The organism is Paenibacillus sp. BAC0078, assembly GCF_054483875.1.
Map to the genome: position 1 here is coordinate 1 of NZ_JBTLRW010000046.1, position 2,745 is coordinate 2,745.

The following is a 2,745-nucleotide window of genomic DNA, read 5'->3' on the forward strand; positions in this document are numbered from 1 at the left end:
GCCCGCTGCTCGTATCCCGCCAAGTAGTTTCTCCAGTATCCCAGCGCTTCTTCTCGATCCTGCATTTTCAGCCACTTGATGAAGTGGATATAGGGCTTTACGGCAGGCAAATCTATCGATTTGCCGCCGCAAAGTTGCGTATACATATAAAAGAATTCTTTCAATACGATACTTCTGCACCAGCCATCCATCAAAATATGATGGTGGCTTAAAACAATCTCGTAACGGTCCTCTCCCGTTCTTAATACGGCAAGACGCAGCAACACATCTTTCGTGAGATCAAATCCGATTTCCCGATCCAATTGCTTGAATTGATCCACTTTGTGCTTGATTTCATCTTCCGCTAATCCTCTGTAGTCTTCGAATTGGATTGAAGAGTTGCGCTTCTTCAGCACGATTTGTAACGGCCTTTCCAATTCCTCGTACATAAACACCGTTCGCAAGATGTCATGTCGATCCATCAGAAGGGAAAGGCTCTTCTCCAGATTCGCTTCTTGCAGCGACCCTTGAATCGTAAACGACAATTGGTCGAAGTACGCGGATGACTGTGGGTCCATTAGTGCTTGGAATAGCATACCCTCTTGCATGGGAGACAGCGGGTACATAGAAACAACATTGCGGTTACCGCCACTACTCAATACAATCACCTATCTTCCGTCTATAAATTATGAATAACAGCGATCCCACTTTACAGATTATTCAATTTCGTTAAGAGCTTCTCAAAAATGTCCAAAGACATCGGTTCGATACCCACATCGCTCGGGGTAAGTTCGTTCTCGGTTTGCTGCATGCAATGGTCGATGATCGAAAGCAGCTGCTTTTTGTACTCGGCCAGCAATACCTGCATCGTGTTTTCACGGTACTCCTGCTCGTCGTACGTCAGGATCAGCGTCAGTTTCCCGTCCATTACGCTCCCTACAATGTCCAGCGTATGGATGCGTTCCGACTGCAGACTCACTTGGGTCCCCGTGGAAAGAACCGACATTGACATGGCGCTCGCATTCATCTCCCGGTCCCATTGTCCCAAGTAGTTGAAACTGATTTCCGGCGCTATTCCGCTTCCTAGGCCGCTTTTCTCCCTTGGCGTCAAATACTTCAGCGCGCCGTATCCCACGCCTTTGTTCGGAATCCGTCTCAGCTTCTCCTTGAACGATTTGATCCAGTAGGCTATCCCTTCCGCCTGCTTCATTTCGAAGACAACCGGGTAAATGCTCGTGAACCACCCCACCGTTCTCGTCACGTCCACGTCACCTAATACTTCTTCCCGGCCGTGGCCTTCCAGATGAACGGCCAGTGTCTCATGACCCGTCCATTCCTGCATCGCTAAACCGAGCGCCGCGAGCAGCACGTCGTTCATTTCCGTCTTGTACGCATGATGCGTTCCCGTCAGCAGGTTTTTCGTTTCCTTCTCGCTTAAACTAATCGCCGTGCTTGCGCTGCTTCCCCATGTCCGAGCTTCAGCGCATTCCCCATCTTTAGGGAGCGATTGCACGTTAGCGCTCTGCTCCTGCCGCCAATAATCGGCTTCCCTCAGCAGCTCCCGGCTCTGTGCATAGGCGCCCATCCGCTCCGACCACATCCGGTACGAATGCGTTTTGCCCGGTAATGTGACGACCTCACCCCGCAGCCGCTGCTCGTATCCCGCTGCAAAATCCTCCAGCAGAATGCGCCAGGACACCCCGTCCACGACAAGGTGATGAATCGCGATCAGCAGATGGTCGCCGCTAGTCGTCCGGAACAATCCAAGCTGCATCAGCGGGCCCGTTTCCAGATTCATCATCTGTTGAACCCGCATCGCCTCACGTTCGACCGCTGCGCTGACGTCCGCTTCCCCCGAGACGTCGCATACATGCAGGCGGAACGCTGGCTCTTCCGTCCCCCGGTTCATCTGCACAATCTTCCCTGCTTCTTGCCGGTACACCATCCGCAGCGCATCGTGATGTTCCGTCAGCTTGACTGCGACTTCCTCCACGAGCGCTTCCTGGAAACCGTCCGCGCGGTACAGCATCATCGCCTGGTTCCAGTGATGATTTTGTGAGAAATTCTGTTCGAAGAACCAACGCTGGATCGGGCTTAGCGCCACCTCGCCTTCCACGGCCCCTGCTTCGGCTGCTGCCTGGGTCGTGGCTTGAACGTAGCCGCTGACTTCCTCGATCGTCGAATGCGTGAACATATCCCGGACAACCAGCTTCAACCCTTCCGAACTTAACCTCGACACGATCTGGATCGCTTTGATCGAATCGCCGCCCAACTCGAAGAAGTTGTCCCGGATGCCGACCTGTTCGATTCGGAGCACGTCCTGCCAAACCGCCCCCAGCTTCGCTTCGATCTCGCTGCGCGGCGCGACGTATTCACTTCCGGCCTGCACCAGACCTTGCGGCTCCGGCAGCGCCTTCCGGTCCACCTTGCCGTTGGCCGTCAGCGGAATCCGCTCCACTTCCACTACGTATGATGGCACCATGTACTCCGGCAGGCTGCGCTTCAAATACGAGCGTAATTCGGATGCATCGAATGCTCCGCTGCTCACCATGTACGCGCACAGGTACGCTTCGTCCCGCTCGTCTTTCCGGGCGATGACCACCGCTTCCTTCACGTCCGCGTGCTGCAGCAGACCGTGCACGATTTCGTCCGTTTCAATCCGGTACCCCCGGATTTTCACCTGCTCGTCAATCCGGCCCATGTACTCCAGGTTCCCGTCCGGCAGCCATCTGGCCAGGTCTCCCGTCCGGTACATCCGCTCACCAG

The 2,745-nt window shown here is 54.4% G+C and carries 2 protein-coding genes; both read right to left on the reverse strand.

Going from position 1 to position 2,745, the window contains the following annotated elements:
• Positions 1-638 (reverse strand): condensation domain-containing protein (locus ACX1DY_RS31300; RefSeq protein ID WP_458968025.1); only part of this gene is annotated, 638 nt, incomplete at its 3' end.
• Positions 639-688: 50 nt separating this feature from the next.
• A partial coding sequence (locus ACX1DY_RS31305) for a condensation domain-containing protein (protein ID WP_458968026.1) occupies positions 689-2,745 on the reverse strand: 2,057 nt, incomplete at its 5' end.